This window comes from Acinetobacter haemolyticus, assembly GCF_003323815.1.
Taxonomy (GTDB): Bacteria; Pseudomonadota; Gammaproteobacteria; order Pseudomonadales; family Moraxellaceae; genus Acinetobacter; species Acinetobacter haemolyticus.
The window spans coordinates 1,744,175-1,769,551 of record NZ_CP030880.1 but is presented as its reverse complement, the minus strand read 5'-3'; the positions used below and the strand labels follow the sequence as shown (position 1 = coordinate 1,769,551).

Sequence of the window (25,377 nt, the reverse complement as noted above, 5' to 3'; positions counted from 1 at the left end):
TATATAAGTATTTTCGTCCCCAAGACAACCTAATACTTATATAAATATTATTTTTATTTAAAATTTATTTTCCATCTTATGGAAATTTACCCTCTAATATATTTTTTAGACTTTCATTTTCTTCCCCCTATCCATAAAAAATGTTAGAAAGGCTGCAACAAACATAATAATTGCAAGCATACGCAGTAAATCATTAAAACTTGATGTCAATGCTTGATAATGAATGTCACGATAAATAATACTGAGTGCAATTTGTTGAGCATTTGCCCCCACTTCTTGATATTGCGCGGTGAGTTGTTCTAAACGCTCTACAAAAACCCAATTCTGTGGCGTCATATATTGATTTAATTCCGTGACGTGTAATGCTGTTAGCCAATCTAGGGATGAGTTGATTAATGCAAGCCCCACGGCCCCACCAATATTCCGCATCAGGTTATAAATCCCACTGGCATCAGCAATTTTATTCAATGGCAATGTACTCATCGCAAGATGTGAAACCACAATCAAACAAATCATCAGGCCGATACCACGATATATTTGCGGCCAAAACATAAAGTCATAATCACTGTGAATACTTAAATGTGAGTTTAGCCATACACCAAATCCCGCCATAATCATCCCAACGAAAACAGTTTTTCTGGTATCGAAATTTGGAATCAACCATGCTAAAAATGGAGCAAAACAGAACATCACCACACCTGTGACCATCATGATATGTCCAATTTGGCTGCTATTCATTTCTCGTACTTGACCAAGAAAAACGGGGATCATGTATCCCAAACCGTATAACGCCATACCGATCACAAAAGTGATAATGGCACTTAGGGTAAAATTCTTATTTTTAAAAACACTCAAGTCCAACAATGGCTTAGGTTGTGTGAAGCTTCGATAGAAAAATATCAATCCCCCTGCAATACAAATCAAAAATGCAGTGCGAACGCCTGTATCAACTAACCATTCGTGTCTAGCGCCTTCATCGAGGAAATATTCCAAACCGCCCAAAAACATTGCCATAGCAATAAGGCTGATCCAGTCCATTTTTTTCAGTAAGCTATGATCTGCGCGATCAATGTCTGGTCCTGAAAAAATAATCGTTGCAATGATGATTCCAGGAATAATATTGATCAGGAACATCCAGTGCCATGAAAAACTATTTGTTAACCAACCACCAACAGTGGGCCCAATCGCAGGTCCTAAGGTGCTAATCATGCCAAACAAAACCAAAGGCAATGCACGTCTAGCTTCAGGGAATAGTAAATAAAGCGCTGTCATTGAGGTTGGAATCATACCGCCCCCCATAAACCCTTGTATGGCACGAAATACAAGTAAACTTTCAAGATTCCATGCCATTGCACAAAGTAGAGAACTAATCGTGAATCCAACTGCACAAATCGTGTAATAAATCCTTGTCGATAAAACTCTCGAGATAATGCTAGACATCGGAATCGCAATAATTTCAGCAATCAAATACACCGTTTGAACCCAAGTGACTTCATAACGGCTTGCGCTCATTCCTGCTTGAACTTCATTTAAAGAACTCGCAACAATTTGAATGTCTAAAATCGCCATAAAATTGCCAAAAATCATGGCTATAAAAATGACCCACGCGACTTTAGTCGGGAATTTCCATTCCTCATTTAGACGCTTATCCATGTTTAAGTCCCTAAAATCGCAATGCTTAAGTTTTTAAATTGACCTTGGCTTTAACAGACATACCGGGCTTGATAAGCTCAATATGGGGACTTGGATCAATTGCAATTCGAACAGGAATTCGTTGAACAACTTTATTAAAGTTCCCTGTTGCATTGTCGGGGGGCATAAGCGAAAAGGTTGCTCCTGATGCAGGAGAAAAGCTTTCAATTTTTCCTGTATAAGTTAGGCTTGGATAAGCATCTAACTTTAAGGAAACCGTTTGCCCGATATGCATTTTTTGGATTTGTGTTTCTTTAAAGTTTGCTTGTACATATAAACTATTATCAGGAATAATCGCCATTAAGCGAGTTTGTGGACTTACACGAGAGCCCTTTTGTATTGCCAAACTACCTACTTTGCCAGTTACAGGACTTATAATCCTTGCTGATGCTAAATCTATTTGATAAAGGTCTAAACTCGCCTTTGCATTTTGAATATCAGCCAGTAATTGTGCGCGACTCGCTTTTAAACTACCAAACTGAGCTTCTGCTGCATTTACACCTGCTAATGCACGACTAAGTTGAGCCTGTGCCGATAAATATTGGGATTGAATATTTTCAAAATTTTGTCGCGTAATCACGCCATCCTTTAATAAATCTTGATAACGTAGAAAATCTTTTTTTAGACGTGATAAATCTGCTTGAGCAGCAAGCACACCACTATTTGCTTCGTGAATTGAAGATTGTGCTGATTTTTCATTTTGTTCTTGAACGGCCAGTGCCGCTTCTTTTAATGTAACTAATGATTTTGCTTGATTAAGTCTCGCTTGATAATCACGTTGATCTAGTACTGCTAACGTCTCACCTTTTTTGACAAATTGGTTGTCATTAATAACCAACTCAACCACTTCACCTGTGACTTTTGGTATTACCCAAGTGAGATCAGCTTGAACATAGGCGTTATCTGTAGATTGATAGAATCGAAATATAAAAAAGTAGTACATCACCCCAATCAATAGAAATAGCGAAAGTAGTGAAAATACGATCCAGGTGATTTTTTGTTTCTTATGGACTTTAACTTCTGGTTCTACTTCTACACGCGCTATAGTTTCCATATTTTATTCCGCATTTTGTAATATAAATTCTTTTATTTCGTTCTAAAGATTTCTACAACTTTCACTTATTCAAGCAGAATAAATGGTTATAGGCATCAAATTGGCGGGAATTATCAATCTCGATGTAATTTGCTGTCATTGACCATAATTTCAATACACTTGTGCATTTAAGCCAATTACTTTTGATGAATTTATATGAAAACGATAATTATTTACCAAATTAAATCCATGTAAATTTCTTCGTTTAAAACCAATATATCCATATGTTATAAAACAATTTTTTTTATTATTTTTGATTAGAATACTTAGTGGTTACTACTCTTTCAGGAAGCACAAGCACTCATAATCACATACAGAACTGTACGCATTATTTATGGTTGTAGAAATGTAACCAAACCTCTTATATGAACGCCAAATCTAAATGTAGTGGATTAAATTTTTATAAATTTGTCGTAAAGTAGACAAAGTCCGATAGAAAAATGCGTAGTATTAATAAGTGAAAAGATTTAGTAAAAATAACTAAATTCACATGCATATCGTATTGGTTTTTGAGATATGTTGTTTTCGTCGTGTCTGCTTTCCCAAGAGCCATAAGAAATCAAAGGATTCGATTTCTTATCTGACACGATGAAACAACATCTACTCATGCAAAATAATATTTATTAAACGGAAGAAACAGATATGGATTCAGGGTTGATTACACTTTTTTTACCGATTGCCTTAGCAATAGTTATGGCGGGGCTTGGTTTAGAATTAACATTAAAAGATTTTGCTAGGATCAGTAAGCATCCAAAAGTTGTCTTTATCGCTTTATTCTGTCAGTTGTTTCTATTGGTTGGGATTGCTTTTTTAATCTGTAAAATTTTAGCCTTACCACCATTGTTAGCTGTTGGTTTAATGCTACTCGCAGCCTCCCCTGGAGGAACAACTGCAAACTTATTTAGCTATTTATATAAGGGTGACATTGCGCTCAATATTAGTTTAACAGCTATTAATGCTGTGCTAGCAGCCGTATTCCTTCCTTTTATTGTCAATTTTTCTATTCTTCATTTTATGAATGAAGGTCAGCAAGTTGGTTTGCAGTTTTCAAAAGTGATGCAGGTGTTTTTAATTATTTTGGTGCCTGTTGGTATCGGGATGTTAATTCGTCATTATGCACCTCATTTTGCTGAAAAGCTTAACCGTCCAGTACGTATTTTTGCTGTGATCTTTCTCGTAATCATTATTCTAGGTGCAATTATTACTGAGCGCGAGAACCTGATGAATTACATTGGGCAAATTGGCTTGGCTACCGCACTTTTCTGCGCAATTAGTTTAATGGTTGGTTATTTCGTACCACGAATGTTTGGTATCAGTTCATATCAAGCACGTGCATGTGCATTTGAAATCGGTATTCATAATAGTACGCTGGCAATGACGATTGCACTCACAGTTATGGCAAGCACCACCATCGCAATGCCTGCTGCTGTATATTCGATCTTCATGTACATTTTTGCGACGATTTTTGGAATTTGGGTAACAAGATTCGGACCACAAGAGACAACAAAAACAGTCTAATCTAAACTTCTTATCGAAAAGCGTATAGCGATGCTATACGCTTTTTTATGGAGAATCGAATCACTATTGCATTAGCTGTGCTTTAAGTTTTGATCCTGACCATGCTTTCGGCTGTGATTCTGCTTGTTTTACCAGCTCAATTAATTTCTGGTTAATTGGTGCTGTTAGATTCAACTGTCTAGCTAAATTAACAATCTCACCATTGATCCAATCGATTTCAGTTTTTCTTCCAGCCATTAAATCATCAGCCATGGAAGAACGCGCAAGTGGATCAATGGCAAGCATTTTCTTACTTATAATCTTAAAAATAGGATTGGGTAATTTTAATATTTTGGGAATAAATTGTGCTGGAATTGAGGTCAGTTTTGCTGGTTTGATTTTGGCTATTTTTAATAGATTTAATGTTTCTAATTGAGCAAGTGCTAAACATTGACGATATTCTCGAATAGATAACTCTTGTTTCAGTGGAAGTTGGGATAGTGCATTGATTGAATTATTTAAGTTCAATAATAATTTTGCCCATTGCACAGCTTGCATATCTTGTTCTAGCTGAATTTCTAGCTTTGCTTTTTGAAATGCACGCACGAGTTCAGCTAATTGCTCATGGCTTTTGACATACAAAGTACCATCTGTTCCTTGGTGGAATCGACCATTCCCCAAAGCTGCGACATTAAAAGGTACCATTCCTTCGAGTATAATGTGGTCTGTTAAAATTCGTTTTAGAACTCCCACATTACTTAAGCCATTTTGAAAACTAATAATAATGGTCTTTTTCTTTAAAATATCTTTTAATTCAAGGGCTACTTGTTCAGTAGATGCTGATTTTACGCAAACCAAGACAATATCTGCATGAGCTGCTGTATTGGGATCAATGCTGATTTGTAATTGATTTGCAGAAATGGTTTGCTTGAATCCTGTGTAATCTGAAACAGTTAAACAGTAAGTTTGAAGTTCTTGCTGAACTCTAGGACGAACAATAAAATCTATGTCATAGCCAGCAGCAACGAGCCTACCACCAAGATAGCATCCAATACTACCTGCACCATAAATACATATTTTCATTGATGATCTCTAAATCTCTGATTGTCTATTGCTACTTTTCTAACATAATCAATATTGCGGACACGATTTGTCAGCTAGCTTACAGGTTTTAAATTTTGCTCAAGAAAAAGCCCAATATTGAATTGGGCTTTGAACTTATAAAATAACTTATGCGTTAAGGCTTGGATCAGCTAATAAAGTTTCAGCAGCAAGTTTACCCAAATTATTAGAAGCCAATGGACTATCACCCGTTAACAGTTTTCTATCCTTATGCACTTGTCCTGTGATCTCTTTATTTAAAATTTCTACACCAAGCTTTTCCAGATTTTCACCGACGAGCCACGGCAATTGTCCTGGCATATATCCAATATCAATATTGGCACCTTTATCTAATGAATCTGGGAAAACACAAACTTGATAACCTTTAAAAATGTAGTCATTTGGATTTTCATCTACAGCGGCTGCCAATAAAGAAGCTGGACCATGACATAAAGTAATCACATATTTGTCATTATCCACTGCCCATTTTAATAAAGCCTTAACTTCTTTACTCTCAGGAATTTTAGCCAAAACCCCATGCCCACCTGGAATGAAAATACCAGCATATGGTGAATCAGCACTTAAAGCTTGATCTAAAATGTCAGCTAATTTAAGTGGAGATTTCAGTTGTTTCTCGTACTTATGATAAGTATCCAAAACCACTTGCTCTTCTTTTGGCATTGCCCACATTTCAAGTTTTACTGGATTACCTGAAAGCGTTGCAACATCAAAGGCAAAACCCGCATTGTCCAAATGGAACATCGGTAACAACATTTCTACTGGATGATTCCCTGTAGAAAAGAATTTCTCATTTTGCATCAGAATATAGCGTTCATCCGTTGCAATCATGAGGATCTTTTTATCGCCTTGATATGGATTTGGGTATGTAGTTCCGTCATAGTCAGTTTTAGGAGCAGTATACTGACTTAGAGAATAAGGTGATGGAAAAAAAGCATTATCTTCAGCTAAATCTGGAGTTGGGTTACGATCATCTATATTAGTTGTCATGTTCTAATTCCTCGTAGGATATGTTTGATTTACATATTGCTTTTCCAAGTGATCATTCTCAAGCTTGATGTATAAATAGGCATTGAATGAATACGATTAGGCAAAATTAGGATTTAATTTCGAGTACCACTTTTCCAATATGTTCACTGCTTTCCAGACATTGGTGTGCTGCTGCAACCTCTTCAAAAGCAAAAGTCTTATAAATAATCGGTTTACATTGACCTGTTTCGATGAGTGGCCAAACAAACTGCTCCAATTCTTGAGTAATTTTTGCTTTTTCATCATTGGTTCGAGCACGCATCGTTGAGCCAGTCACCACAGCGCGTTTGAGCATGAGTTCTTGAATATCAAAACCATCTACTTTTCTACCTCCCATAAATCCGATAATTACCAGTCGCCCATCTCTTTTTAGCAATCTCAGATTCTGATTAAAGTAAGCAGCACCGATAATATCCAAGATCACATCAACACCTTGATGATCTGTGAGTGATAAGATTTCTTGTTCAAAATCTTGCTTTTTATAATTAATAACCGTCGAAATTGAGCTTAATTTTTCTGCTTTTTCGTCACCTCCCACTGTGGAAAAAGTCTGAATACCCATCGCATGACATAAGCTTAATGCTGTAGAGCCAATTCCACTGGCTCCTCCGTGAATTAAAACCGTTTCATTCTTTTTTAATTGTCCGATCTGAAATAGATTTGCCCATACTGTGAAATAAGTTTCTGGAATAGCTGCCGCCTCAACAAAGCTCAGATTTTTTGGAATCGCTAAAGTTTGATTTGCTGGAACAGCACAGTATTCTGCATACCCTCCGCCGTTGGTTAGCGCACAGACCTTATCACCGACTTTAAATTTTTCTACTTTTGAACCGATTTGCGAAATGATGCCAGCAACTTCCAATCCTGGAATTTGCGTTACGCCTTTCGGCATTGGATACAACCCTTGTCTTTGCAAAATATCAGGGCGATTGATCCCAGTGGCATAGACTTCAATTAGTACTTCATCTTCTTTAATCTTAAGTTTCTCACCATGTACAACTTTTAGAACTTCAGGACCGCCAGCTTGAGTAATTTCGATATATTTCATTTGTTCGCTACTATTTTGATTCATGAGTTACTCATTCCTTATCTATATTTACTTCAGTCTGATTAGGAGAAAAACCAAACTGCTTTTTAAATTCTCGACTAAATTGAGATGAGCTTTGATAACCAACAGCATAAGCTGCTTGAGCAACGCTTTGGTTTTCGTTTTGCAACATTTGTTTTGCCTTGTGCAACCGCGTAACTTTGAGATACTGCAAAGGTGAATGTAATGTGACTTGTTTGAATGCTTTATGAAACGCAGAAATGCTCATATTGGCTTGTTCAGCAAGCATTTCAACTGTTAATTTCTCTGTAAAATGATGTTGAATATATTCACAAATCTTATAAATCTGTCGTAAGTTTCCTTGAACCACTAATCCTTTTAAAGCATCAGCCCCCGAATGTTGAATCACTCGATACAATAACTCTCGTTTAATTTGTTCACCTAAAATCAAGCTATCTTGTTCTGAACCTAAAGTTTTTAATAGTCGTATCAATACATTCGAAATGGTTTGATCATATTGAATTACACTCATGCCCGTGGTGAGTGGTTTAAATTGCTCATTTTCAAAATATGTTTTTGCTAATAACTCATTTACCATATCAGCCTCTAGTTTCATGCTCACAGCGATCATAGGTGACTCAGGGCTTGCAATCGTGTCACAATCAAATGGCATAGACACAGAGACGATTAGGCAATCACCTTGCTGAAATGCATAGGTTTCAGTTCCGATATAACCACGTTTACTGCCTTGTAAAACAAAAACTAAGGTCGGTTCTTGCAATACGGCTACTGGTGGCGTGTTGTGATCCACACGCATCAAAGTGATGCCATCTATCGCGGTCGCAAAGAAGCCTTCTTTTGCAACAAGTTTTAAAAACAGTGAGCTAAGTATTTGATCATTCATCATGTGTCATCTGATGATTTGAAATATGATTTTTATTATTAAATAGCAAAGAGATAAAAGACGTTAGTTTTATGCAGGATTAGGCATAGAAAAAAGAGTTTTGTGAAGTTTATGTTTCACTTATCACGATATGACTAAATCATCCAAACTATTATCCATGACTCACTGAAATAATTATTTCTTATTATTGGAAAAGATTATTGAAAATAAGAATAGTAATGTTACAAATGCCCCTACACCTAAACTTACTAGAATAATTTCTAGGTTTATAAGTTCCCTCAACAAGCCATGCGCTCCCCAAGGACCATCATCAAACCCTCTATTATCAGAACGACGCCCGACTAAAACAAGAATATAAAAAAACACACCTGAGATCAAAAAAATACTTACAGAAACCTTCCATAATTTAAATCTTGAAAGTAAAGCTATTAGAGCCATACCCACTATTGTAACAACAGATGCTATCAAAGCATATTTCCAGTTATCCATGAAAATCCCAAAGGTTCCACCATAACTTCATTCTAATAAAACTGACTCGAGTCCAACATCTGTAAAGTAATTTTTTTCACTTCATCACGACTTTGCATGATATGTGCTTCAATCGCCTGAATGGCTTCATCTACTTTACGATTAAAAATATAACCCAGTATTTTTTGATGCTCCTGATAAGTCGCTTCAACGCGATAATCTTTTGAGAAGTCTAAACGACGGATAATACGAATTCGTTCACTCAAATCACGATGAATTCGCGCCATTTCATTATTTCCAGAGGCACGAACCAATGCGCAATGGAAATCTTCATCTTGTTGTGACAGTTGTTTAATGTCTTTTAGATATTGTTGTGGTTCAATCAACCATAAATCTTTTAAAACGGATAATTCAACCGAGTTTTGATGATCTAACTGACAAAGTTTACGAATGGAATCTTTTTCTAATACGATCCTCACATCATAAAGTTCTTCATAATAACGAAAATTGAGCGGTCGGATTTGCCAACCGCTACGAAAACTCACATCAACATAACCCTCTTGTTGCAAACGATATAGTGCTTGTCGGATTGGGGTGCGACTTACATCATAAGCTTTTGCAACTTCAGATTCAGTGAAACGTTCACCTGGCATCAGTTTGAAATCAAAGATATCATTCTTGATGCGTTGGTAAACCAGCTCAGACAAATTGTCTGAGCTTTTTGTTGTTTTTATTTTGGTTTCTTTCATGCAACCTTGCCTTATTCCATATAAACCAGTGGTTCACCACTATGTACGGTTTGCCCTGCTCTACAAATAATGGCTTTTACAATGCCATCTTCTTCTGCATAAACAGGAAGTTCCATTTTCATTGCTTCAATAATAGCAACAGTTTCACCTTTTTTAACCTCTTGACCATGTTCAACAAAAATTTTCCAGATATTACCTGTCATCGATGCATTTAATGATGCTAAATGACTGTAATCAGCATGGTTATTTTCTTGAATCTGTTCTTCGGGTTGAACTGCAAACTCCTCTTTCCAGCGATCCACCTCAGTCGTGAATGCTTGTTGTTGCCTAGCTTTAAATTCGGCAATACTCTCAGCTTCATCATCTAAGAATTTTACATAATCCGCATAATCAAATTCTGTTTCTTCAATCTTGATCTGTGCACGACCATTTTCAAAGTCTGCACGCCATTGATTCAATTCCTCTTCTGTCACCTCAAAATATTTGATTTGATCAAAGAATTGTAAGAACCATTGCTTATCACCAAATTGTTTGTTTTTCTTAAACTTATTCCAAATTGGCAGAGTACGCCCAATCAATTGATAACCGCCTGGTGAATCCATGCCGTAGATACACATGTACATACCACCAATCCCAACCGTTCCCTCTGCGGTAAAGGTACGTGCTGGATTATATTTAGAACTGAGTAAACGATGGCGTGGATCGATTGGTACAGCACAAGGTGCAGTTAAATACACATCCCCCAAGCCAAGAATTAAATAATTGGCATCAAAAATAATATCTTTAACTTCATTCCGATCTACCATACCATTAATGCGTTGGATAAAGTCAACGTTATTTGGCAACCACGGTGCTTTAGAGCAAACACTTTCTTGATAGCGTTCTACAGCTCCTAAAGTCGCACTGTCTTCAAATGCCATCGGCAAATGTACGATACGAGATGGGATTTTTAATTGGCTCAAATCGCCCATCTCTTTTTCGAGTTGAAGTAATTGAGCAATCAATTGTGATTGTGGAATTACTAAGCCATCGTATTTAATCTGTAGTGAACGAACACCCGGTGACAGTTCCAATACGCCTGCAATTTTTGCATCACGAATCATTTGAATCAGTTGATGCACCCGTAAACGCAAAGCCAAATCTAAAACATTTTCGCCGTATTCTAAGAGAATATAGCTATCACCTGCTTGGCGATACACTGTTTTTGGTGACAATTCAGTTGGTTCTCGTTGTGCCAAGATCGTACTGACAACTTCTTGAATTGGCTCAATCGTTTCTACAACCTTGCTTGCTTCCGCAAAGTTTTGGATATTTTCAATTTGCTGACGTTCAAGTTCATTGGCTTGTTCAACACTAATCGGATAAAAGCGAATTTTATCATCGGCTTTAAGTTGTCCCACTTTCCAAAGTTCTGCTTTGGCAATCGTCACAGGACAAACGAAACCGCCTAAGCTCGGACCATCTTTCGCCAAAATTACAGGGAAATCACCTGTGAAGTTAATTGCACCGATCGCATATTCACAGTCATGGACATTTGATGGATGTAAACCTGCTTCACCACCATTTTCTCTTGCCCAGCTTGGTGTTGGTCCTGATAAACGCACACCTAAACGATTTGAGTTAAAGTGAACTGTCCACTCTGATGCAAAAAACTCTTCCACATATTCAGGTTTAAAGAAATCTGGTGCGCCGTGCGGGCCATATAACACCGCAATTTCCCATTCATTACTATATTCAGGAATCAATTCAGCCGATAACGCTTGAGGTTCATCATGTGCAAGTGGCAATTCTGCACTAGCAAATGCTGGATCAACCATTTTAATCATGTCACCGACACGTAAGGTACGACCTGCATGACCACCAAAATTACCAAGCGCAAAAGTAGAACGACTGCCTAAATATACAGGAACATCCAAACCATTTCGTACAGCTAAATATGTACGGCAACCTGATTCAACTTGACCGATTTTTAGAATTTGTCCTGCTTTAACTTCAACAGGCTTCCAAAAATCAATTTCCTGATCATCTAACAAAGCAGTACAGCTCGCTCCCGCCAAAGCAATAATCGTATCTGTATGGAACTTTAATGTTGGTCCAACTAAGGTAAACTCGAAACCTGCGGCTTTAGCATCATTTCCAACAATACGATTGGCAAGCTGAAATGCATAATCATCCATTGGACCAGATGGCGGTACACCAATATCCCAGTAACCTGTACGACCCGGATAATCTTGAATTGAACTCAACGTCCCTGCTTGAACCACTTCAATCACGTTTGGCGTGTAGTTGAAATCATCCAACATTCTTGTCCAAATTTGCATAGATTCAAAACGCTGATCTGAAACGATGGCACGTGCATAATCCAAGTTTGTACTAATACCGTTCAAGCGTGTTTCAGCCAATACATGCTTTAATTTTTCAATAGCACTCGCACGATCATCCGCATGCACAATAATCTTGGCAATCATTGGGTCGAAGTATTGAGAAATCTCTGTGCCAGTTTTCACCCAAGTATCAACCCGAATCCCCTCTGGAAATGCGACCTCTGTCAGTACACCCGGACTTGGTTGGAAATTTTTCACAGGATCCTCGGCGTAAACTCGTACTTCAATCGCAGCACCTTTAGGCTGAATATTGCTGAGATATGCCCAATCGAGTTCGTCACCCGCAGCCACTTTAAGCATGCATTCAATCAAGTCTAAACCCGTCACCATTTCAGTGACTGGATGCTCAACCTGTAAGCGTGTATTCACTTCTAGAAAATAAAACTCATCTCGATTGGCATCGTAAATAAACTCAACTGTTCCTGCACTACGATAATTAACAGATTTCCCCAGTTCGACCGCTGCTTGATGTAGTTTTTTTCGTGTCGCTTCAGGTAAGTTTGCCGCAGGCGTTTCTTCTACCACTTTTTGGTTACGACGTTGCAAAGAGCAATCACGCTCGCCAAAGGCAACGACTTGCCCTTTTCCATCACCAAAAATTTGCACTTCAACATGACGAGCTTTATCAATAAAGCATTCAATAAATACGCCTGCATCCTTAAAGAACTGTTCGCCCAAACGTTTTACACTTTCGTATGCATCGGTCAAGGCTTGTGGCGTATCACAACGGGTTAAACCAATACCACCACCGCCGGCAGTACTTTTCAGCATAATTGGATAACCAATACGATCCGCCGCAGTAAGAGCTTCTTCTAAGCTGTTCAGCAATCCTGTTCCCGGAGTCATCGGTACATTAGCATCCGCAGCCAATTCACGAGCACGGTGTTTTAAACCAAATTCTAAAATTTGCTCGGCCGTTGGCCCCATAAAGGCAATGTTATTTTCCTCACAGGCACGGGAAAAATCAGCACTTTCAGAGAGAAAGCCATACCCCGGAAAGATTGCCTCAGCGCCAGTTTGTTTAGCTGCCTGAATCAATTTTTCGACACTCAAATAAGTATCGGCTGGTTTTAAACCATCTAATGCAATTGCTATATCAGCATCTTCAACATGTTGCGCATAACGATCACTATCGGAATACACAGCAACACTGGTTACACCTAATCTTTTAAGTGTGCGAATCGCTCGAACAGCAATTTCACCACGGTTTGCAATAAGTACAGTTTTAAACATGATGATTTCCCCCCAATTAATTTGCTGTGTTTACTGCTTGGCTGTTACGATGCTGGATATAGGCTCTCCATCCACCAAAATGACTAATATTCTCTGCATCATCTATGCCATAAGGCTCACAGATAAAACCTTTAACCCAGCGCCCATCTTCTAGTTCGACATTACCCATGCCTAATGGTGTTGGAATCTCTGCCACAAATTCACCAAATCGAGCAGTAGGAACATCCCACAATTCAACAATGATGCTTTGTCCATCTTGCTGACGTGCTAAGCCGGGTTTCGGCGGAACTGTTCCATTCAAAGCATAAAGCGCATAGTTTTTAGAAGTTGTTGTGGTTTCGATGTGCACGGCATCACGTGTGGTTAATTGAAAATTCAGCGGCATACCTGTCAAATGAGCACCGACGACTGCAACTCGAATATGATGTTGCGAAATAGGTGTAGCAGGACTTAAAGGCAGAGCTTTATCCAATGCTCCTAATTTCAGTGCAAGATAGTTTTGCCAAGCTTTGCCAAAATGAACCAATGCCGCATCATGCCAAGCTGGTGCAATTAGAGTGATCCCAAATGGTAAATGATCAGCTCTAAATCCTGCTGGCAAAGCAAGCGCACTGAGATCGGCTAAATTGGTAAAATTGGTATATGTTCCCAAATGAGCGTTATATTCAATCGGATTTTGTTGAAGCTGCTCAATGGTATAAATTGTAGGTGCAGTTGGAACAATTAAGGCATCAAAATCAGCCAATCTTTGTTGGATTTTTCGAGCTAAATCTTGTTTTAAATATTCTGCATTGTAGGCATCCACCGCTGAATATTTTTCGCCGTTTTTAATAATTTCTAATACCGTTGGATCAAATGCATCAGGATTGGTTTGGATTAAATCTTCAACGGCTGCGGTACGTTCCGCCACCCAAGACCCTTGATAAAGTTGCGCTGCCAGTTGCTCAAAATCTGAAAAATCAATTTTAGTGATCTCAGCATTTAATGACTCAAGTAATTGGATTGTTTGCTGAAATGCTTTTTCAGCCTGTTCATCTCCAAAGAAATTTAGTTTTTCTGGAATGGCAAATTTTAATTTGCTAGAGAAATGCGCTGGCACATTCTTTGGATGCTTACGTGAATAACTATCTAATAGATCATAGGCTTCTAAAATATTTGCAACCAAGTCTGCATCTACAACAGTTAAAGCAAAGATCGAAATACAATCTAGACTTTTACATGCAGGCAATAAACCACGATTTGAAAACCGCCCTTTGGTTGGTTTTAGCCCAACAATATTGTTAAACGCTGCTGGTACACGCCCTGAACCTGCGGTGTCTGTTCCTAATGCAAATGGAACAAAACCACGAGCAACCACACTTGCTGAACCAGAACTTGATCCGCCACTGACATATTCAGGTTTAAAACTGTTTGTTACTGCACCAAAAGGTGAACGCGTTCCCACTAAACCCGTTGCAAACTGATCAAGGTTGGTTTTACCAACTACGATTGCTCCCGCTTGTTTTAACAAACGTACTGTTTCAGCATCTTCTGCTGCAACAGTAGTTAAAGCTTTACAAGCTGCGGTAGTTACAAACCCAGCAACATCAATATTATCTTTAACTGCAAATGGAACACCGTAGAGTGGAAATTGTTTTGCTAAACTTTCAGCTTCTTTAGTTAATTCATTGAGAACTTGAATTTGCTGTTCAATCTGTTCCACCGTCGCAATTGAAATCCACGCATTGTCTTGAGGATCAATTGATGCAACCAAATCTTTTAAAGTATCAAGTTGGATCTCATTTTTCGAATAAGCTATTTGCCACTCTGAAATTGTCCAACCTAAAGTTTTTATCTCATGCATTTTATGAATCCCATCTTGTATACAAGTTTGGATAAATAAATGCAGAAAGTGTGCCAATTAATTTTTTATATAAAATTCAGTATATTGTCTTACATATTAGTATTATTAAAATTTAGAGATAAGCTAATGGTGCTAAAAAAGCTTTGTTTTAATGCAGATGCTCCATAATTCAGCACAGTCTGATAGTAATGATATACATCAATTCACATTGAATGATTTGATGATGTAGCTTATACACCATCAAATCTAAACTTAAAAATTAAAAATGAATCACCGTACGGATCGATTTGCCTTCATGCATTAGATCAAACGCATCATTGATATCTTCAAGTGGCATAGTATGGGTTACAAATGGTTCAAGCTGAATCTCACCTTTCATCGCATCTTCTACCATTTTAGGTAATTGAGTACGACCTTTTACTCCACCAAAGGCAGTACCCATCCACTTACGACCTGTTACTAATTGGAATGGACGAGTTGAAATTTCCTGCCCCGCACCTGCTACACCAATAATGATGGATTGCCCCCAACCACGATGAGCACATTCCAGTGCAGAGCGCATCACATTGGTATTACCAATGCATTCAAAAGAATGATCGACACCCCAACCCGTCATTTCAACAATCACTTGTTGGATGGGTTGATCATAATCTTTAGGGTTTAAGAAATCAGTTGCACCAAACTGTTTTGCAAGTGCAAATTTATCTGGGTTAGTATCGACTACAATAATACGCCCAGCTTTAGCTTGGCGTGCGCCTTGCACAACAGCAAGACCAATTCCGCCCAAACCGAACACAGCAACACTATCGCCTTCTTGAACCTTAGCTGTATTGTGTACTGCACCAATCCCTGTCGTCACACCACAGCCCAACAAACAGACTTGTTCATGATTTGCTTCTGGATTGATTTTTGCTAACGACACTTCAGCCACAACCGTATATTCACTGAAAGTTGAACATCCCATATAGTGATAAATCGGTTGACCATTATAGGAGAAGCGAGTGGTTCCATCAGGCATCACACCTTTACCTTGGGTTGCACGGACGGCAACACAGAGATTGGTTTTACCTGATTTACAGAACAAACATTCTTTACACTCTGCTGTATATAAAGGGATGACGTGATCACCCACTTCAACACTTGTAACACCTTCACCAACTTGAACTACTACGCCTGCACCTTCATGTCCCAATACTGCTGGAAAAACCCCCTCAGGATCATCACCTGATAAAGTAAAGGCATCGGTATGACATACACCAGTATGGGTAATTTTAATAAGCACTTCACCTGCTTTTGGCGGTTCAACATCTAACTCTACAATTTGTAGTGGTTGACCAGCGGCAAAAGCCACAGCTGCACGAGATTTAATCACAATATTGCTCCTTAATTTTACTTTAAATAAGATTTAAGAATTTTACTGACTTGAATAAGCTCTTGACTGCGTTGCAACTCAGAAGAGTCACCAACAACCAATGTATCTTTTAAATGGATTTCTAGGAGTTCAGTCATCAAACCGTTTAATGCACCACGGACTGCACAGATTTGTTGCAAAATATCAGCACACTCTGTGTCATTTTCCAATGCACGTTCCACACTCTGAACTTGACCTTGAATTCGTTTTACACGTGTGAGAATCTTTTTTTTATCCTCTAATTGTTTAGGCATAATGTCGACCACATTAAATCTAAAAAATATACTATACACCAGTATAGTACATCGGTTCAATATTGATACTTTTATATAGAATAAGATTAAATCGTTACATTAAGACCTTAGAAATAAGAAGGTTTTAGAGATATATAAAATCAACAACATATAAATTACAGATGGATTCAATCTTGACAAATAAAATGATAGAAAATTCATACCATTTTAAAGTCATAACACTTGCCATTGTCTTAGGACTGAGTGGTTGTACTTTACCAACCAATCAAAATAATGAGTGGAGTAATCATCCCTTGCAGACTAAAACAAAGTGGGTAAATGACCCACAATCTGAGCTTAACATTGAACAAGGTCTAACAGCGGTTTTGGCTTTAGATGACGCATTTCTAAGCATTGCCTCTCGTATGCACTTAATTCGAAATGCAAAACATCAACTGGACCTCCAATATTATATTTGGAATGACGATATTATCGGCAACTTGATGTTGTATGAGTTACTCAAAGCAGCAGACCGAGGGGTGAAAATCCGCTTATTAATCGACGATCAAAATGGAACAAAACTTGATAAAACACTTGAAGCACTTTCTCAACATCCGAATTTAGAAATTCGTATTTTTAATCCATATAAATTCAGACATCTTCGTTTTATTGACTATATCTTTAGGCTCAATCAGATCAACCATCGTATGCACAATAAACTTACTATTGCGGATTCATCGATTGCTGTTACTGGCGGTCGAAACATTAGTAGTGAGTATTTTGAAGCAAGTGATCAATTTCAGTTTAGTGATATGGATATCTTATTCTATGGATCTTCTGTAGATCATGCCGTGGAAATATTTAATGAATTTTGGAATAGTGATTTGAGTTATTCGACCGAACAACTGATTGGTAAAGGAACAAACCAACAACTCGAACAAATCAAACAGCACTATCAGGCACTGGATGAAAAAAATACATTAACAGAGAGTAAATTAGAGTCTGCTCAAGATTATTTGAAAATTCGACTTCAAAATTATCCTATTCAATGGGCCAAAGCACATTTCGTTGCGGATCACCCAAATAAAGCATCAGGACAAGCAAAGGAACAAGATCTTTTGTATTCTCAAGTCTTAAAAATAATGGGGAAACCAGAACAACATATGGAGTTAGTCTCTGCGTATTTTGTACCTACCAAACGTGGGTCAGAATACTTAAATCAACTCTCAAATAACGGCATTAAGGTTCGTGTATTAACCAACAGTTTAGTTGCTAATGATGTCGCCGTGGTTCATTCCTTTTATAGTCAATATCGAAAATCACTGTTGCAAAATGGTGTGCAACTTTATGAGTTCAAACCAAATATTGAACGTAAGAAAAGGACTTGGTATGAAGTTGCTACAGGCAGTGTCATTCCAGTCAAAGGCAAAAACCGTTCAAGCTTACATGCAAAATTTTTTGATGTAGATGGTAAAGTTTTTATTGGCTCCTTTAACTTTGATCCGCGATCGGCTCACTTAAATACTGAAGTTGGATTGGTTGTTGAATCTGATCATTTACAAAATCAAATCACCACACTTCTTGATGAACATATGCTACAAGTTGCCTATCAGCTCAAACTTGATACGGATGGCAATATTATCTGGTATGAACATAAAGAGAATGGCGAGATAACAAAGCATCATCATGATCCTGAAAGCACTAAGTTTCAGCGTTTTACTATGAATTTTGTGTCATATTTTCCAGTGGAATGGATGATGTAAATCAATATTGATAACTAGACTAACCCTATTTCCGTGAAGAACTGACGATAGGCATCTGCTTTTTTCTCTAGTGCTAGCGGATATGCCCGTGATGATGAAGGCAAACGATTTAAACTTAATTCCCGATCCATATAGTTGACTTGTACAGATTGCCCAATCATCGGTTTAATGACTTGTTCAGGGAAATGCTGCATTAGCGTGTCAGTTGCCTTATCACCTGTCGTCATGATGGTGTGACACAATGGAATTTGCTCTAGCAATTTTGATAAATCTGTGGGCGTGACGATTTCTAAAAATTTATCTGATGCATTACCTTGCAAGCGTTTCACTTGATAAGCAGTGTCAAATATTCCTACCCCAATTTGAGTTAAAAAGTCTCGAATGAGTTGTTCTTTAAAGTTTTTATTGGGCAAATCTAAAAAATAATCCTTATCTTTAAAAAAAATTAGACCAAATATCCGCCACATATCATTTTGGTAGTTTGGATAATAAAAATCCATCTTCCATCGGCTCTGTGGCGGTGGAAAACTTCCAAGCATCAAAAGCTTTGCCTTTGATGGCAAAAATGGAACTAAAGGATGTGTCTCGATATCAATCATTTATACAAAACCAAAATTTAAGATATGTTACGTTGTCTTCGCTGATGGCTTTGATTTGATCTAATTATTAGCGTTCAGCTAAAAAAGAAAGCCCACTTATAGGGCTTTCTCATCTGTTATTTGAGCTTAAGTATTGAACTCTTGCATCGTCATTTCACCCAAATAACCAATTGATATAGCAAATAAGTTTTCCGGCTCAGAAGAAGGATCATTTTTCTTTAACCATTCAAGACCAATAACACCCAACTCATTCAATTTTGACTTAGAAACTGGTGGCAGAAGCTTCTCTAAAGGTAATTGGATACTAAAATTGCGTGTGTTGCTACCACTGCTTTTATCATTAAATGTATAGCCAATTAAATACCAATGATATTTTTGTTCAGACATTTCTTATTCTCAAGTTTAAATAGTTGAGATATTTTTATACCATAAAAAAAACAAATTCCTAGCCGAAAAACTTCTCATCTGTATATTTTTTGTCATATAAATGAAGGACACACAATTTTTTGCCCTTCATATAAAACATCCCTATAACCATGTTAACAAAGCTGGGTTCTTGGATTTGATAAATTGGTGCTCATTTACACTTAATAGTAGAGGTTCACCATTTACGAGTTTTAATGTAGTCACACTTGTATTTGCAATAGACCAACTCAAAGCGAAAGTTCGCTGTACGCTTAACTCAAGTAATTTACCAATAATGACAGAAATAACCCCTCCAGAAGTGAATACAACAGCCTCTTGAGCTGGATTATTTGTGAGTTCTATACACAGATTTTTAAGTGCTGCTTCCACTCGAGTTTTAAATGTTGGCCAAGATTCATCATATTCATGATGAAATGCTTCATTTGTCCATCGAGCAATTGCCTCATCAAAGATCTGTGCTAAGTACGCCCTTGGATCTACTTCTTTAAAAACGTCTTGCTTTAACAATTCTGGTTTTGCAAATCTTGGTTCATATAAAGAAAATACTTGTTGATGATTGAACTCGTTCCACAAGCCATCAACTTCATAACTGGCCTGAGGAAAACATTCTTTTAAAGAAATTTGTGTTGTTTGTTGATGACGCTTCATACTACCCGAAATAATATAGGGTTGTTCAGTAAAAATATTTTTGAAATACTGACCTAAAAGCTGGGCCTGGGCTTCTCCATTCTTTGAAAGCTCATCGTAATTACTTTTACCAAATGAAGCTTGACCATGTCTGACTAAATAGATGGTGGTCATCAAACTACCCTAGTTTCTATACAGATTAAAAGAAATGTATTTTTATCATAGTCATTGAATTAATTTCAAAATTAAATCTTTTTTAAATTGGTAAAACCTAAGTAAATTTTAAAATTTACTTAGGCTATTTCACATCAAAAAATAACTAAATCGACTGAAGCATCGAATCTAGTGACTAAAATAATTAAATGGTAATTTTAAGTAACGGACACCATTTGCTTCTGGTGCAGGAAATCGACCAGCATCCATATTGATTTGTATAGAAGGTAATATAAGTTTTGGCATAGACAAAGTTGCATCACGCGCCTGCCTCATTTGGACAAAATCCTGCTTCGCTGTGAGTTTGTTTATATGAATATTTGTCTCTCTCTGCGCATGAATACTTGTTTCACAAATATAGTCATTTCTTCCTTTAGGTTTATAATCATGACACAGAAAAACTCTCGTTTTATCTGGCAATTCATATAGCTTTTGGACCGAATCAAACAAAATATCTGCACTACCTTTCGGAAAATCACAACGAGCCGATCCATAATCTGGCATGAACAATGTATCACCAACAAAGACAGAATCACCAATCACGTAACTCAAACAAGCTGGGGTATGTCCTGGCGTAGGGATATTGTAAGCATCCAATTTGCCAATCATAAAATGTTCATGATCTTTAAAAAGATAATCAAAAGTTTGGTGTGAATTAAATGTCTTTACATCAAGATTGTATATAGAGCTAAAGGTCTCTTGCACAATACTAATTTTTTCACTCATCGCAATCTTGCCACCTAAACGCTCTTTGAGATACTGAGATGCGGTCAAATGATCTGCATGGACATGTGTTTCTAGTATCCACTCTACTCGGAAATGATTTTTTTGAATATACTCAATAATTTCATCAGCATGTGTCGTTTTTGTTGAGGCAGAAGCTGGATCATAATCCAATACACTATCAATCACAGCACACACATTGGTCTCTGCATCACTAACCACATAGCTAAACGTATTTGTGTTTTCATCAAAAAAAGCTTTAACTTGAGGATGTTGCATTTAATCACTCCTATTTATTGTCGTTTAGCCCAAACATAATGCAAATATATGCCCAACAACATTGCTCCGATAAAATACCAAGCTTCTGAATAACCTAAACCTATTAATGTAATTGCTGGCGCTGGACATACTCCTGCAATGCCCCACCCCATACCAAACAACAATGCACCGATAATTAAATTTTTATCAATCTGGGAGTTTGTTGGTAGATTAATTTTTTCACCAAATAATGTTCTAGGATTTCGAATCGCCTTTTGAAATGGAATGATTGCAACCAGAATAGCACCAACCATTACAAACATTAAGCTAATATCCCAGTCACCAAAAATATCCAGAAATCCCAATACTTTTTCAGGATTAGACATTCCAGAAATCATTAAGCCAATAGCAAATAAGCTGCCAAATATAAAAGCAAACAAATTTTTCATATTACAGCCCCATTAAATGACGAATGATATATACGGTTGCTATACCTGCGGACATAAATGTAACTGTTGCAACAATTGACCTTATTGATAATCGACTGATCCCACAAATACCATGACCACTCGTACAACCAGAACCTAAACGTGTACCAAAACCAACCAAAAGCCCTGCTACAATTAACCCCAATGGTGATGATTTGATGATAATTTCAGGCTGAAGAAATAGTTGATAAACAAATGGAGTGATCAATAATCCCAATAGAAACCATAATGCTGGACTATAAAAAAAAGCTTTAGGGTGCAGTAGCTGTGCCAGTAATCCGCTGATTCCAGCAATCCGCCCATTGACATACAAATAGCCAATAACAGAAATTCCAAGTATTCCGCCACCGATCAAAGCCATCAAGATGCTATGCATATTTCGCCCCAAACAATATATGTTTTTATAATATATTATTAACAATAATAATATAAGGTGTTTTTCTATATTTCATGTAATTCTTATTTTAGATTACATCAATTTCATTTAAAAATTGATTTGGAAGCATCAAAAAGGAATTACTTCAAGTAGCACGTTGTGCATTTTGCACAATTATATTAAAATAAGTGCGTATACAACATGAGGGTTTGATCATGAGTGCATTATTAAAACAACCCGCAGATAAAAAAGTAGTTCTTGCAAAAGCAGTACTCAGTGCCGCTGAGCAACTTGATTTAAAGCAAGTACAACTTGCCGCCATTTTAGGTGTACATCGCACAGCGATTAGTCGATTGAAAAATAATCCTGAATTAGATCCCGCATCTAAACAAGGTGAGTTAGCATTGCTTCTTATTCGTTTATCACGCGCATTGTATGCACTAACTGGCGGAGACACGGATTGGATGCGTCATTTTTTGAACACACCAAATCGTGTTACAGGTGGTATTCCTGTTGAACAAATTGAAAGTATAAGTGGACTGGTTTCAGTTCTTCAATTTGTCGATGCGATTCGAGGTAAAGTATGACCGCCATTGAGCAAAATTTATGGCAAAGTTGTGAAGGAAACAAACAAGTCTCACCTTTATCAGGTACTTTATATCGTCTAGTTGAAAGCCAAGAACAAATTGCAACTAGGCAGTTGGTTGATACTTTAGAAGAACAAGCATTGCTCGAGGATATGTTAGAGTTAGTTAAACCACCATATCCTCCAAAGTCAGAGCATTTACATTACCTACTCAAAACACCATTTCGTTATCCACCGTTAAAATGGGGATCACGTTTCGGTCGTACTTTTGAACCCAGTATTTTTTATGGTGGGTGTAGTGTCAATGTGACATTGGCTGAATCAGCTTATTATCGCTTTGTATTCTGGCACTCAATGGATGGTGCGCCAAAGAAAAAAACGATACGCACTGAGCATACTCTATTTTCAGTAGGCTATCACTGCCATAAGGGTATTCGTTTACAATCCCCTCCTTTTGACCAATATCTGGATCTAATTGCTCATCCTACAAATTATAGTTATGCACAACTATTAGGCACAGCAATGCGGAATGAAGGAATTGAGATCTTTGAATATCCGTCAGCTCGAGCAAGTGATCATGCTACCTGTGTCGGATTATTCACCGCAGAGCATTTCAGCCAAAATAGCCCTTTAGATCGAGAACAATGGTTCTGTGACATAGGTGCTGAAGAAGTTATATTTAAAGCAGTAGAAGGATCTGATATCGTTCGCTTTGAATTATCGCAGTTTTTACAACAAGGTATTTTTCCAATGCCTGCATAAAAGCACATAATAGAAAAAGGCCCCGAAATATCGGGGCACATATAAAGCTTAGCGTTGATTAACTTACTAAATCTTCAATTCCAATCAATTTAGGTAATTTCTCAATCAGTTTATTTAACTCAGCATTTGCTGGTGAAATGCACCCCATATAGTGACTTAAGTTCGTCACTGTACCATCTGGACTTTTCCAAGAAAAATATGCATTCGGCTGGTCTGTTGCAGTTTCTTCACATCCCGTAGTTTTAACATTCGCACCTGTTTCAGGACGGTAAGTTTTTAACTCTTGTTGTAATTTTTTATAAACAGAAGGATCAACTGTAAGATCTTGAGTTCCTGTTACTTTGGTATATTGCTTACCATCAAAGTGGACTGAACCATTAGGAGAAACTTCAACAGAATAAATAGGACAAGTACCGAAACATGGACTAGATGAATAGCGAATAGTTTCTTGTGCTGTTGTCTGTGGCTGTTGAGAAGTAGATGCACAACCAACCAGTGAGAAGGTAAAAAGTCCAGCAATTAATAATTTTTTCATTTATTGACCCATTATCAAGAATGTTGTTCAAATTTAACAAATTGTGAATTAATTGTCATTTATCTGTGTAGATAAATAATAAAATTCACATATTCTACTTAGGCTATTTCCAGTTCAAGAAAGCACCTAAATATTTGAGTTCTCTGCTTGAGATTTTAGAATAAGACGCGCAAGCTCTAAATCATCTTTATAAGTAATCTTAATGTTATCTGATCGCCCTTGTACAACATGTACAGGCTGATTGATATATTCTAAAGCACTTGCTTCATCGGTAATAATCACTTGATTTGCCAAAGCTACTTCAATTGCATATTTTAAATCTTTGAGTTTTGCCATTTGTGGTGTTTGTGCTTGCCATAAGAACTCACGATTTACTGTTTTTTCTATTTGATTCTTAGTTTGAACTTGCTTTAAGGTGTCTCGAACAGGAATGGCTAAAATCGAGTTTGTATCAGTTTCAATTGCTGAACGTACAAGCTCTTGTAAACATATAGATGTGACGCATGGTCGCGCAGCATCATGTACAAGCACCCAATCATCTTCATCAGCAATATCGGATAAATATATGAGAGCATTCAATACTGAATGAACACGCTCTGAACCGCCCAAGCAAAAATGCATTTTATCTTGACGTTGAAAGGATAATGTCTTGGCAAAAGTATCTTGCTCACCGATAGCGAGAACACAACCTGCTAAATCTAATATATGAAGCCGGTTTACCGTGTGTTGAAGCACCGTTTGATTTTCGATAAATTGATATTGTTTTAATTCAGTTTTTGAAAAACGACTGCCAGAACCTGCTGCTGGTACAACCGCCCATAGCTTAGTTCTCATTGGTTGCTGTATCTACTTTCGCATTTGGATCGATATATATTGGTTTATATTGGGTACTAATCGTACTCATTTGCACAAATGTTTCGTTAGGTTTGATCAAACCTAAATCTAAACGTGCATGTTCTTCAATCGCTTCACTTCCATTTTTTAAATCAAAAACTTCAGCCGCTAGAATACGATTGCGCTCTTTTAACTCAGTATTAATCTCTGCTTGTTGTTGGATCTGTTGAGTTAATGCTTGATGAGGGACATAGCCTCCCTCACCTAGCCAAAATCGATACTGTAAACTTGCGATCAAAACAACCGCCAGTAATAAAATCAACTTACTTGAAGTAGATTGAAAAACATCTAACATTGAAAACTCCCTACATCCTTCTTTTTAAAGGAAGATCTGTCACGAATTTTATCGGATTATTAATTCGTGAAGTTTCTCTCTTTTGTAAAGAAAGTTCATCAGGAGAATTCAACATAGATTCACGTTACC

Annotated in this window: 25 protein-coding genes; 4 read left to right on the top strand and 21 right to left on the bottom strand. The window is 37.3% G+C overall.

Annotated features, from left to right (window positions below):
- Positions 1-105: 105 nt before the first annotated feature.
- Together DS737_RS08145 and DS737_RS08140 are read right to left on the bottom strand one after the other, a co-directional pair.
- Complete coding sequence (locus DS737_RS08145; protein WP_004639199.1) at positions 106-1,653, bottom strand: DHA2 family efflux MFS transporter permease subunit; 1,548 nt, start codon at positions 1,651-1,653, stop codon at positions 106-108.
- 25 nt (positions 1,654-1,678) lie between these two features.
- Positions 1,679-2,746: an HlyD family secretion protein gene (locus tag DS737_RS08140; RefSeq protein WP_008942425.1), complete on the bottom strand. Its 1,068-nt coding sequence runs from the start codon at positions 2,744-2,746 to the stop codon at positions 1,679-1,681.
- A gap of 681 nt (positions 2,747-3,427) precedes the next feature.
- Here DS737_RS08140 and DS737_RS08135 point away from each other — a divergent pair.
- Positions 3,428-4,303 (top strand): bile acid:sodium symporter family protein, encoded by an 876-nt coding sequence (locus DS737_RS08135; protein WP_113997262.1) that lies wholly within the window; start codon positions 3,428-3,430, stop codon positions 4,301-4,303.
- A 63-nt stretch (positions 4,304-4,366) separates the two neighbouring features.
- Here DS737_RS08135 and DS737_RS08130 read toward each other — a convergent pair whose 3' ends face one another.
- From DS737_RS08130 to DS737_RS08085, 10 genes are all read right to left on the bottom strand, one after another.
- A complete protein-coding gene (locus DS737_RS08130) occupies positions 4,367-5,365 on the bottom strand; it encodes a 2-dehydropantoate 2-reductase (protein WP_113997261.1) in 999 nt (332 codons plus the stop codon).
- Positions 5,366-5,512: 147 nt separating this feature from the next.
- The gene (gene hchA, locus DS737_RS08125) at positions 5,513-6,391 is read right to left on the bottom strand and encodes a glyoxalase III HchA (protein ID WP_113997260.1); all 879 of its coding nucleotides are present in this window, start codon (positions 6,389-6,391) and stop codon (positions 5,513-5,515) included.
- A gap of 106 nt (positions 6,392-6,497) precedes the next feature.
- Positions 6,498-7,502 (bottom strand): NAD(P)H-quinone oxidoreductase, encoded by a 1,005-nt coding sequence (locus tag DS737_RS08120; protein ID WP_113997259.1) that lies wholly within the window; start codon positions 7,500-7,502, stop codon positions 6,498-6,500.
- A 7-nt stretch (positions 7,503-7,509) separates the two neighbouring features.
- The gene (locus DS737_RS08115; protein ID WP_113997258.1) at positions 7,510-8,385 is read right to left on the bottom strand and encodes an AraC family transcriptional regulator; all 876 of its coding nucleotides are present in this window, start codon (positions 8,383-8,385) and stop codon (positions 7,510-7,512) included.
- A 171-nt stretch (positions 8,386-8,556) separates the two neighbouring features.
- Entirely contained in the window at positions 8,557-8,871 is a 315-nt protein-coding gene (locus DS737_RS08110) for a hypothetical protein (protein ID WP_004639206.1), read from the bottom strand.
- A gap of 32 nt (positions 8,872-8,903) precedes the next feature.
- Positions 8,904-9,599 carry a GntR family transcriptional regulator gene (locus DS737_RS08105; RefSeq protein WP_113997257.1) on the bottom strand — a complete coding sequence of 232 codons (696 nt, stop codon included), beginning with the start codon at positions 9,597-9,599 and terminating at the stop codon, positions 8,904-8,906.
- Between the two features lie 11 nt (positions 9,600-9,610).
- Complete coding sequence (gene uca / locus DS737_RS08100) at positions 9,611-13,216, bottom strand: urea carboxylase (protein WP_113997256.1); 3,606 nt, start codon at positions 13,214-13,216, stop codon at positions 9,611-9,613.
- Between the two features lie 16 nt (positions 13,217-13,232).
- The gene (gene atzF / locus DS737_RS08095; RefSeq protein WP_113997255.1) at positions 13,233-15,059 is read right to left on the bottom strand and encodes an allophanate hydrolase; all 1,827 of its coding nucleotides are present in this window, start codon (positions 15,057-15,059) and stop codon (positions 13,233-13,235) included.
- Positions 15,060-15,318: 259 nt separating this feature from the next.
- Positions 15,319-16,428 (bottom strand): S-(hydroxymethyl)glutathione dehydrogenase/class III alcohol dehydrogenase, encoded by a 1,110-nt coding sequence (locus tag DS737_RS08090; protein ID WP_113997977.1) that lies wholly within the window; start codon positions 16,426-16,428, stop codon positions 15,319-15,321.
- A 20-nt stretch (positions 16,429-16,448) separates the two neighbouring features.
- Entirely contained in the window at positions 16,449-16,724 is a 276-nt protein-coding gene (locus DS737_RS08085; RefSeq protein WP_004639211.1) for a metal/formaldehyde-sensitive transcriptional repressor, read from the bottom strand.
- A gap of 185 nt (positions 16,725-16,909) precedes the next feature.
- On the opposite strand from DS737_RS08085, the gene DS737_RS08080 reads away from it, so the two are divergent.
- Positions 16,910-18,466, top strand: coding sequence for a phospholipase D family protein (locus tag DS737_RS08080; RefSeq protein WP_171287608.1), 1,557 nt, complete (start codon positions 16,910-16,912; stop codon positions 18,464-18,466).
- 14 nt (positions 18,467-18,480) lie between these two features.
- On the opposite strand, the gene DS737_RS08075 is transcribed toward DS737_RS08080, so the two are convergent.
- The 6 genes from DS737_RS08075 to DS737_RS08050 form a co-directional block, all read right to left on the bottom strand.
- Positions 18,481-19,065, bottom strand: a complete 585-nt coding sequence (locus tag DS737_RS08075) for a uracil-DNA glycosylase family protein (RefSeq protein ID WP_113997253.1) — start codon at positions 19,063-19,065, stop codon at positions 18,481-18,483.
- 126 nt (positions 19,066-19,191) lie between these two features.
- Positions 19,192-19,452, bottom strand: a complete 261-nt coding sequence (locus tag DS737_RS08070) for a hypothetical protein (protein WP_005080592.1) — start codon at positions 19,450-19,452, stop codon at positions 19,192-19,194.
- A 141-nt stretch (positions 19,453-19,593) separates the two neighbouring features.
- Positions 19,594-20,292: a histidine phosphatase family protein gene (locus DS737_RS08065; protein WP_005080590.1), complete on the bottom strand. Its 699-nt coding sequence runs from the start codon at positions 20,290-20,292 to the stop codon at positions 19,594-19,596.
- 168 nt (positions 20,293-20,460) lie between these two features.
- Positions 20,461-21,333 (bottom strand): MBL fold metallo-hydrolase, encoded by an 873-nt coding sequence (locus DS737_RS08060; protein WP_017396076.1) that lies wholly within the window; start codon positions 21,331-21,333, stop codon positions 20,461-20,463.
- A 14-nt stretch (positions 21,334-21,347) separates the two neighbouring features.
- Positions 21,348-21,761, bottom strand: coding sequence for a DUF6691 family protein (locus tag DS737_RS08055; RefSeq protein WP_005090445.1), 414 nt, complete (start codon positions 21,759-21,761; stop codon positions 21,348-21,350).
- Between the two features lies 1 nt (position 21,762).
- A complete protein-coding gene (locus DS737_RS08050; protein ID WP_005080585.1) occupies positions 21,763-22,176 on the bottom strand; it encodes a YeeE/YedE family protein in 414 nt (137 codons plus the stop codon).
- Positions 22,177-22,391: 215 nt separating this feature from the next.
- Here DS737_RS08050 and DS737_RS08045 point away from each other — a divergent pair, with 215 nt between their 5' ends.
- Complete coding sequence (locus tag DS737_RS08045) at positions 22,392-22,763, top strand: MbcA/ParS/Xre antitoxin family protein (RefSeq protein WP_004639219.1); 372 nt, start codon at positions 22,392-22,394, stop codon at positions 22,761-22,763.
- Positions 22,760-23,524 (top strand): RES family NAD+ phosphorylase, encoded by a 765-nt coding sequence (locus tag DS737_RS08040; RefSeq protein ID WP_017396077.1) that lies wholly within the window; start codon positions 22,760-22,762, stop codon positions 23,522-23,524. Before DS737_RS08045 ends, DS737_RS08040 begins: the two co-directional genes overlap by 4 nt.
- Positions 23,525-23,582: 58 nt before the next feature.
- Here the strand turns inward: DS737_RS08040 and DS737_RS08035 are convergent, their stop codons facing one another.
- The 3 genes from DS737_RS08035 to ftsB all read right to left on the bottom strand — a co-directional run bounded on the left by DS737_RS08035 (position 23,583) and on the right by ftsB (position 25,248).
- The gene (locus DS737_RS08035) at positions 23,583-24,059 is read right to left on the bottom strand and encodes a DUF6438 domain-containing protein (protein ID WP_113997252.1); all 477 of its coding nucleotides are present in this window, start codon (positions 24,057-24,059) and stop codon (positions 23,583-23,585) included.
- A 126-nt stretch (positions 24,060-24,185) separates the two neighbouring features.
- Entirely contained in the window at positions 24,186-24,893 is a 708-nt protein-coding gene (ispD, locus tag DS737_RS08030) for a 2-C-methyl-D-erythritol 4-phosphate cytidylyltransferase (protein ID WP_113997251.1), read from the bottom strand.
- Positions 24,883-25,248 carry a cell division protein FtsB gene (gene ftsB, locus DS737_RS08025; protein WP_004639223.1) on the bottom strand — a complete coding sequence of 122 codons (366 nt, stop codon included), beginning with the start codon at positions 25,246-25,248 and terminating at the stop codon, positions 24,883-24,885. The genes ispD and ftsB overlap by 11 nt, the downstream gene beginning before the upstream one ends.
- Positions 25,249-25,377: the final 129 nt, after the last annotated feature.

Excerpts from the sequence above, each read along its gene's own strand:
- DS737_RS08070 (WP_005080592.1), bottom strand. The coding sequence starts at position 19,452 with ATGTCTGAACAAAAATATCATTGGTATTTAATTGGCTATACATTTAAT.
- DS737_RS08105 (WP_113997257.1), bottom strand. The coding sequence starts at position 9,599 with ATGAAAGAAACCAAAATAAAAACAACAAAAAGCTCAGACAATTTGTCT.
- DS737_RS08080 (WP_171287608.1), top strand. The coding sequence starts at position 16,910 with ATGATAGAAAATTCATACCATTTTAAAGTCATAACACTTGCCATTGTC.
- DS737_RS08145 (WP_004639199.1), bottom strand. The coding sequence starts at position 1,653 with ATGGATAAGCGTCTAAATGAGGAATGGAAATTCCCGACTAAAGTCGCG.
- DS737_RS08140 (WP_008942425.1), bottom strand. The coding sequence starts at position 2,746 with ATGGAAACTATAGCGCGTGTAGAAGTAGAACCAGAAGTTAAAGTCCAT.
- DS737_RS08075 (WP_113997253.1), bottom strand. The coding sequence starts at position 19,065 with ATGATTGATATCGAGACACATCCTTTAGTTCCATTTTTGCCATCAAAG.
- DS737_RS08045 (WP_004639219.1), top strand. The coding sequence starts at position 22,392 with ATGAGTGCATTATTAAAACAACCCGCAGATAAAAAAGTAGTTCTTGCA.
- DS737_RS08035 (WP_113997252.1), bottom strand. The coding sequence starts at position 24,059 with ATGAAAAAATTATTAATTGCTGGACTTTTTACCTTCTCACTGGTTGGT.
- DS737_RS08050 (WP_005080585.1), bottom strand. The coding sequence starts at position 22,176 with ATGCATAGCATCTTGATGGCTTTGATCGGTGGCGGAATACTTGGAATT.
- ftsB (WP_004639223.1), bottom strand. The coding sequence starts at position 25,248 with ATGTTAGATGTTTTTCAATCTACTTCAAGTAAGTTGATTTTATTACTG.
- atzF (WP_113997255.1), bottom strand. The coding sequence starts at position 15,059 with ATGCATGAGATAAAAACTTTAGGTTGGACAATTTCAGAGTGGCAAATA.
- DS737_RS08055 (WP_005090445.1), bottom strand. The coding sequence starts at position 21,761 with ATGAAAAATTTGTTTGCTTTTATATTTGGCAGCTTATTTGCTATTGGC.
- DS737_RS08065 (WP_005080590.1), bottom strand. The coding sequence starts at position 20,292 with ATGACCACCATCTATTTAGTCAGACATGGTCAAGCTTCATTTGGTAAA.
- DS737_RS08085 (WP_004639211.1), bottom strand. The coding sequence starts at position 16,724 with ATGCCTAAACAATTAGAGGATAAAAAAAAGATTCTCACACGTGTAAAA.
- DS737_RS08115 (WP_113997258.1), bottom strand. The coding sequence starts at position 8,385 with ATGATGAATGATCAAATACTTAGCTCACTGTTTTTAAAACTTGTTGCA.
- hchA (WP_113997260.1), bottom strand. The coding sequence starts at position 6,391 with ATGACAACTAATATAGATGATCGTAACCCAACTCCAGATTTAGCTGAA.
- DS737_RS08060 (WP_017396076.1), bottom strand. The coding sequence starts at position 21,333 with ATGCAACATCCTCAAGTTAAAGCTTTTTTTGATGAAAACACAAATACG.
- DS737_RS08120 (WP_113997259.1), bottom strand. The coding sequence starts at position 7,502 with ATGAATCAAAATAGTAGCGAACAAATGAAATATATCGAAATTACTCAA.
- DS737_RS08130 (WP_113997261.1), bottom strand. The coding sequence starts at position 5,365 with ATGAAAATATGTATTTATGGTGCAGGTAGTATTGGATGCTATCTTGGT.
- DS737_RS08040 (WP_017396077.1), top strand. The coding sequence starts at position 22,760 with ATGACCGCCATTGAGCAAAATTTATGGCAAAGTTGTGAAGGAAACAAA.
- ispD (WP_113997251.1), bottom strand. The coding sequence starts at position 24,893 with ATGAGAACTAAGCTATGGGCGGTTGTACCAGCAGCAGGTTCTGGCAGT.
- DS737_RS08110 (WP_004639206.1), bottom strand. The coding sequence starts at position 8,871 with ATGGATAACTGGAAATATGCTTTGATAGCATCTGTTGTTACAATAGTG.
- uca (WP_113997256.1), bottom strand. The coding sequence starts at position 13,216 with ATGTTTAAAACTGTACTTATTGCAAACCGTGGTGAAATTGCTGTTCGA.
- DS737_RS08135 (WP_113997262.1), top strand. The coding sequence starts at position 3,428 with ATGGATTCAGGGTTGATTACACTTTTTTTACCGATTGCCTTAGCAATA.